This is a genomic window from Ohtaekwangia sp. (assembly GCF_036786105.1).
In the GTDB taxonomy this organism is placed as follows: domain Bacteria; phylum Bacteroidota; class Bacteroidia; order Cytophagales; family Cyclobacteriaceae; genus Ohtaekwangia.
The window spans coordinates 33,664-40,234 of sequence record NZ_DAIQRQ010000040.1 but is presented as its reverse complement, the minus strand read 5'-3'; the positions used below and the strand labels follow the sequence as shown (position 1 = coordinate 40,234).

General features: G+C 43.6%; 7 protein-coding genes. 6 read left to right on the top strand and 1 reads right to left on the bottom strand.

Features of this window, described 5'->3' with window-relative positions; all coding sequences use genetic code 11:
* Window positions 1–503: 503 nt before the first annotated feature.
* The 6 genes from V7Q33_RS15895 to V7Q33_RS15870 all read left to right on the top strand — a co-directional run bounded on the left by V7Q33_RS15895 (window position 504) and on the right by V7Q33_RS15870 (window position 5,587).
* Complete coding sequence (locus V7Q33_RS15895; RefSeq protein ID WP_331975337.1) at window positions 504–1,340, top strand: SDR family NAD(P)-dependent oxidoreductase; 837 nt, start codon at window positions 504–506, stop codon at window positions 1,338–1,340.
* Window positions 1,341–1,821: 481 nt separating this feature from the next.
* Window positions 1,822–2,511: a DUF421 domain-containing protein gene (locus V7Q33_RS15890; RefSeq protein WP_331975339.1), complete on the top strand. Its 690-nt coding sequence runs from the start codon at window positions 1,822–1,824 to the stop codon at window positions 2,509–2,511.
* A gap of 18 nt (window positions 2,512–2,529) precedes the next feature.
* Entirely contained in the window at window positions 2,530–3,213 is a 684-nt protein-coding gene (locus V7Q33_RS15885) for a YetF domain-containing protein (RefSeq protein WP_333820462.1), read from the top strand.
* A gap of 39 nt (window positions 3,214–3,252) precedes the next feature.
* Window positions 3,253–3,654 carry a hypothetical protein gene (locus tag V7Q33_RS15880; RefSeq protein WP_333820461.1) on the top strand — a complete coding sequence of 134 codons (402 nt, stop codon included), beginning with the start codon at window positions 3,253–3,255 and terminating at the stop codon, window positions 3,652–3,654.
* 83 nt (window positions 3,655–3,737) lie between these two features.
* Window positions 3,738–4,442, top strand: a complete 705-nt coding sequence (locus V7Q33_RS15875) for a hypothetical protein (protein WP_333820460.1) — start codon at window positions 3,738–3,740, stop codon at window positions 4,440–4,442.
* A 299-nt stretch (window positions 4,443–4,741) separates the two neighbouring features.
* Window positions 4,742–5,587, top strand: coding sequence for an aldo/keto reductase (locus tag V7Q33_RS15870; protein WP_331975347.1), 846 nt, complete (start codon window positions 4,742–4,744; stop codon window positions 5,585–5,587).
* Between the two features lie 106 nt (window positions 5,588–5,693).
* Here V7Q33_RS15870 and V7Q33_RS15865 read toward each other — a convergent pair whose 3' ends face one another.
* Window positions 5,694–6,533, bottom strand: coding sequence for an ankyrin repeat domain-containing protein (locus V7Q33_RS15865; RefSeq protein ID WP_333820459.1), 840 nt, complete (start codon window positions 6,531–6,533; stop codon window positions 5,694–5,696).
* Window positions 6,534–6,571 lie beyond the last annotated feature (38 nt).

Sequence of the window (6,571 nt, the reverse complement as noted above, 5' to 3'; positions counted from 1 at the left end):
GGAAAAAAGAGTTTAATATATGCCCGCAATAGTCCAGCTTGGCTTCAAATTAAACTTTTAAACCTGACAGTAAAATGAGATCAATTCTTGCGTACTTAAACGGTGTCGGACTTCAGGAACTATTTGCTTTAGTTCTAATTATTGGTTTTTGCTTGATGTTATTCCTTGCTCTTCGGGCCGTTGTTTTATGGTACTGGAAGATCAATGAGATTGTAAACAACCAGCAGCAACAGATCAGATTGCTAACGGATCTGCTTAAAGAAACCAGAAAGAATAGCATCGGACAGCCCTGATTTTCTAATCTTTCAATTTTAATGCTAACGGATGGGCATTCATTCTGGAAAGCACTGTGTTTTCCTGAGTGAATCGCTCATTGCCCGTCATTCTGTTTGAATTCTACAACAATCTGTTTCTCGTCTGTAAGTCGCGCCCGCTTGCAGCGCGCTACTTTTGTATCATCAGTTCATGAACAAAAGTTATCAATCCACTCATTTAAACAGATTATGAAAAAGAAAGTATGGTTTATTACCGGTGCCTCCAAAGGGCTCGGACTCTCTCTGGTTAAAACATTATTATCGCAAGGATATAGTGTGGCGGCTACATCGCGAAATATACAAGATCTTGTGAAAGCGGCAGGAACTGCATCCAATGATTTTCTCCCGCTTATCATGGATCTTCATCGTGAAGAAAGTGTAGAGCAGGCGCTCCACGCTACAATACAGAAATTCGGAAATATAGATGTTGTAGTGAACAATGCAGGCTATGGCCTTGCCGGTGCGCTGGAGGAATTGACAGATGCAGAAGCACGCGCGAATTTTGATGTAAATGTATTCGGTTCTCTCAACGTGATTCGCAAAGTGTTGCCACACCTGCGCGCACAACAGTCAGGACATATCTTTAACATTGCATCGGTCGGTGGCTTTACCGGTTCATTCCCCGGCTTCGGTATATATTGTGCTACCAAGTTTGCCGTTCATGGTTTGTCAGAATCATTGGCAGCAGAAGTAAAACCGTTCAACATTTTGGTTACAATCGTATCGCCCGGATATTTCCGAACCAATTTTCTTGATGCTGCTTCCCTGAACGTGCCACGGTATCCTATGGATGCCTATAAATCAGTGCGTGAAATACAAACACTTCACCAGGATATATACAATGGAAATCAGACGGGCGATCCTGATAAAGCATCCGATGTAATGATACAGGTGGCAGGCCGCAAAGATGCACCCTTGCATTTATTCCTTGGATCAGATGCTTATCAGTTTGCAGAGCAAAAGATCAAGGCCGTACAAGAAGATATGGATGCTGTGAAAGCGCTCGCTACAGCTACCGGATTTTAATTTCTTATGCAGAGCTCCTGGTTGAAGTTTTGATTTAATATCGATGCAAATGCCTTGAGATCGGAAACAGGAAACCGTAAGCAGCCCGTTGAAAGAAGCCTGCTTACGGTTTTTTATTAAAGCCAATAAAGTACAAATACAAATTTCTTTCGATACCGGCTTCACGTTTATGCAGCGGTAGAGCTAAAGTAGAGCTAAAAGTTAGTGCCTGACTTTTTTTTCTTGCAGTTTTTTACTTTCATCGAACTTTTTCAACGGTGAAAAGACAATGCCTGTTCAATCCGGAGATGTGTTTGAAACACATATACCCGATAGTGAGTCAGTTTCATCGCAGTTAACTTCCCCAACTGAATGAAGACTCTCCACAGTCAGTAAAGCGACCGTTGTTTATTACGGCAGTGTGCAACAACCTGTAACATACATTCTGAAAGAGATCCTATACGGTATACTTTTTTGATAGCGTAGCCATAATGGTTATGAAATGAAGAAAGAAGACATTGAGGCCTGGGACTGGAAACGTATACTTTTTGGACAGGCACCTGAAGCTTTTTTAATAGAGGTTTTCGCCCGGACGCTGATCATCTATATACTGCTGACGATAACGCTGCGCATGCTGGGAAAACGCATGGATGGCCAGTTAACGCTGATAGAGCTGGCGGTTATGATCACCATCGGAGCTGTTGTTTCTGTACCGATGCAAATGCCCGACCGTGGAATATTGGTAGGGGTAGTGGCATTGACGATCATCCTTATTTTTCAACGCGGCCTCAATTGGCTTACAATCAAAAATAGCAAGATTGAAAATCTGACGCAGGGCACACTGAGTATTCTGGTGAAAAATGGTGTTATGCAACTGGACGAAATGAAATCTTCAGGTATCTCGAAACAACATTTGTTCTCGGCTTTGCGCGAGAAGAATATTTTGAACCTTGGAAAGGTAAACCGGGTATATTTCGAAGCATGCGGTCTTTTGAATATATACTTACTGAAAGAAGACAGGGTAGGCTTGTCGTTGCTTCCTTCGCATGAAATGAAGTTCATGCTGCAACAAACACATACTGAAAAATCGAAGGTAGCGTGTAAGAACTGCGGCTATGTTACTGATGCCATGCAACGAAGTATTCCATGTGCAAACTGCCACAAAACCGATTGGATTGAAGCAATTCATTAATAACAAATATATAGTTGGATGAAACCGGAAGATATACGTCCCTGGGACTGGCAACGTATCATGATTGGTGAAGTACCGCCTGTATTCTTACTGGAGGTGGTATTGCGCATGGCGTTTGTATACCTGCTGCTCATGTTGAGCATGCGCATGCTTGGAAAACGCATGGCAGCGCAACTTACCCGCAATGAATTATCGGCCATGGTGTCGCTGGCTGCGGCAATAGGTTCCCCCATTATTTCACCCGATCGTGGATTACTGCCTCCGGTAGTAATTGTTATTGTGGTGGTATCGATCAGCCGGTTGATTGCCTATATATCTTCCGTAAATCAGAAAATAGAAAGTATAACACAGGGTACGCTGGACACATTGATCAGCGACTCTGTAATGAACATGGAAAGTATGGTGAAAACCCGTCTCACACGCGAGCGTATTATGGCGCAATTACGTTGTGAAAGCATTCTGCACCTGGGCGAAATAAAGCGATTATACCTGGAGGCCAATGGAAATTTTTCCATGATACGGTCCGATAACCCGCAACCCGGCCTGGCCGTGATTCCGGATGGCGATTTGGAGTTCCTGCACCAGCTTCGGAAAGAAAATATACTCGTGTGCCATGTATGTGGCCAGAAGAACAGATCGCAGAACGCCGGTGAGAGATGCAGTAACTGTAATCATACTGCCTGGGTAAACGCAGTGCTATAAAAGACTGGTTAATACTTTTGTATGAACATATTCCGCTGTATGAACATATTCCGCGCTTTGTTGGCAATACAATGTATATATACCTTGTTAACCGCTATATGGCCACTGGCAGATATCGAAAGCTTCATGGCCGTTACCGGCTATAAGATTGATGTGTGGCTTGTAAAAACAGTTGGCGCTCTGCTCGTTAGCATAGCCCTTTGCATGGGCACACATCTTTTTATTCATACCGATCACAGACCCGTTGTTGTATTGTGCATAACTTCTGCCATCGGGTTTATCTGTATCGATTTTTACTATGCTCTCAACGATGTAATCCGCGATATCTATATGGTCGATGGCTGCTTTCAGATCGTACTGCTGCTGGCGTGGTGCTATATAGTTGCTTTTCGGTACAAGCTTATTAAAGCAGCCGGGGTAACAGATGTGATTGTGAAATAAAATCACCAATTGTTTTAATGTACCTTCTGAAAGGATTATATGTCAGGCATATTTTTTTACCATGCTATAATAATTCCAATGCTATGAACTTTGTAATACAAGGACATGTGAAAAATAGGATGCTGCTCGGTGCAGTAATCGTTATACTGGTGAATGCGTGCAGCCCGGGCACACAAATAACAGGTTCGTGGAAAAGCAAGTCACAACCAGACAATCGCATCAGCAAAGTATTGGTAACTGCTATGACGAGCAAAGTAAATGCCCGCGAGCAGGTAGAGGGAGATATTGCAGCTGTATTGGAGAATAAAGGTTATAAAGCTATGAAAAGTATAGATGTAATGCCCCCTAATTTTACAGCCAGTAAAGATCTGGATAAACAGGCGTTGCTTGGTAAGATTAAAGGCACAGGTGTCGATGCTATACTAACCATAGCGCTTATCGATAAGGAAACGGAAAACCGATACGTACCGGGTGCTTATAGCTATCAGCCGTTTCCGCGTTTCGGATATTATGGTCAATTCTGGGGATATTATAACACCCGGTATCCACAGCTATATTCGCCCGGATACTATACCGAAGACAAAGTATATTTTATAGAAACCAACCTCTACGATGCCCGAACAGAAGCATTGCTGTGGTCTGCACAATCAGAGACCTATAATCCATCCAACCTGCAAAAATTTTCAAAAGAATTTTCTACAGTAGTACTTGCACAACTGGAACGCGACCATGTGTTGAAACAAAACCCACCCAAAGCTAAAAGTACACCTAAGAATATAACGCAGTAAGTGCGGGCAGATATAGGAATATCTAATCTGCAGCTGTATCTTTTACTCCGATAAGATCTTCATTATTCATCTTATTGTTTGTTGTAGTGCATGGCCGTTTATGATTATTAGCGGGTTGAAGGACTTTTCAAGTTATAAAGTCAGGAAACGAAATAAAATCTTTATAGCGTTTTGGGAACATTCCGCTGCCGCAATTGTTGTTGAAAATGATACCGGTCGGTCAGATCATGCCTAACGATACGTGCAACAAGCAAGATTAATGGCTATAAATATCTATCATTGAGTAATTATTAATTAACATGGAAACAATAAAAACAACATCCACTTTTACCCTGGGCAATACACACGTGATCAACCGGCTTGGCTATGGCGCCATGCAGCTTTCCGGACGGGGTGTGTTTGGCGATGCTCCGAATCGTGAAAATGCAAAACGTGTTTTGCAGGAGGCTGTAGCATCGGGAGTAAATTTCATTGATACAGCTGAAGCGTACGGACCTAAATTCAACGAGAGCCTGATCGCGGAAGCGCTATATCCTTATAAGAAGGATCTCGTGATTGCCACTAAAGGTGGATTCAATCGGCCCGGTCCTAATCAATGGATTCCCAATGGTAATCCAGACTACATCCGTGAAAATATAGAAGGCAGCCTTAAACGTCTGAAAGTGGATACAATCGATTTGTGGCAATTGCATCGCATTGATGCAAATATACCGGTAGAGAAAACATTAGCGCCTGTGGCGGATGCAGTGAAGGCCGGAAAGATCCGTTATGTAGGTTTATCGGAAGTTACCATTGCGCAGATCGAGCAGGCGGAGAAGATTGTTCCGATCGTATCGGTTCAGAATTTATATAACCTTGGCAATCGTAAATGGGAAGAGATCGTTGATTATACAGCCGATCGTGGTATGGCGTTCATTCCCTGGTATCCGCTTGCCTCTGGTCCGGAAAAATTGCAAGACAAGATCGGAGCTATTGCTAAAAGGCATCAGGCCACTACTGCGCAAATAGCACTTGCCTGGTTGCTGAGACGTTCGGCTAATATACTTCTCATTCCCGGCACCAGCTCTGTTGATCACCTTCATGAAAATTTGCAAGCAGCTTCTATCGAGCTTAGTGACGAAGAGTTCGATGAACTGTCGAAGTAACGGAAGCTGGTTGGAAATAATTGCATGTCATCTCCCACAGAATGGCATAGAAGAAGTATAAATTGTACGTACACACTTCTGATAGCTCGCAGCTAAAGGCTCACAGCTATCTCCTCAGGTATTCTGCAATCAAGGCGAACTTCCCAGACAAATGTCCGTTCTCGCGTTGCATGTATTCGATCCATTCCAAGGGTGTGGCGTGGTATATACGATCTTTCAATTGCAGATCAGCACCTGCTTCTACTAATGTCTTTACCGTATCGAGCGATCCTGAATATACTGCCTGATGGAGTGCTGTGGCATGACTATGAAAACCACTCGCTTTATCCGGATATGCATTTACCTGTGCGCCCCATCCGATCAGGGAAGCTACCATGTTGGCCTGACCGTAGAATGCAGCTGCAACCAGTGCAAGATTTTTATCTTCGGTAGTCGATCGCTGCGATAGCCAGGCTATATCTTCTGTTCGTTGCAGGCAAACAGCTGCGGCCAGTGTCATGGTGCCACCGCGTTCTAAAATTCTGCTGGCAGCTTCCAGATTGCCATGCGCAATGGCTCCTATACCGGTGCCAGGTATTACACCAGCATCGATCAGTAAATCGATCAACGCCAGTTGCACACCAGATTCCCGCGGTGTGCGACCGGTAGCCACAAGGCCGAATGTATAATCCAGTTGAAATGCTGCACTATCACCAGCCTCCAGTTGCACGTAATTAACCAGCGTGTGCGCAACGTCTACTATGTTGGATGGAAGTTTTCCATTCCGGATTGGATTATCAGCGATATACCAGATAAGATACGGATCTTTAAAATATCCATCCCATGAAGATATATACCGATCGCGTATTAACTGTGGATGTTGTGCGAGCAAATCGTTCAGCAAAGCAATATCACCTGCATCGATAGCTTCTACTGCAGCATGAAAGCGTGGATCGGATATGTTCATGTTATAAGTGTTTACGTGTTTGCGTTTATACGTGCTTA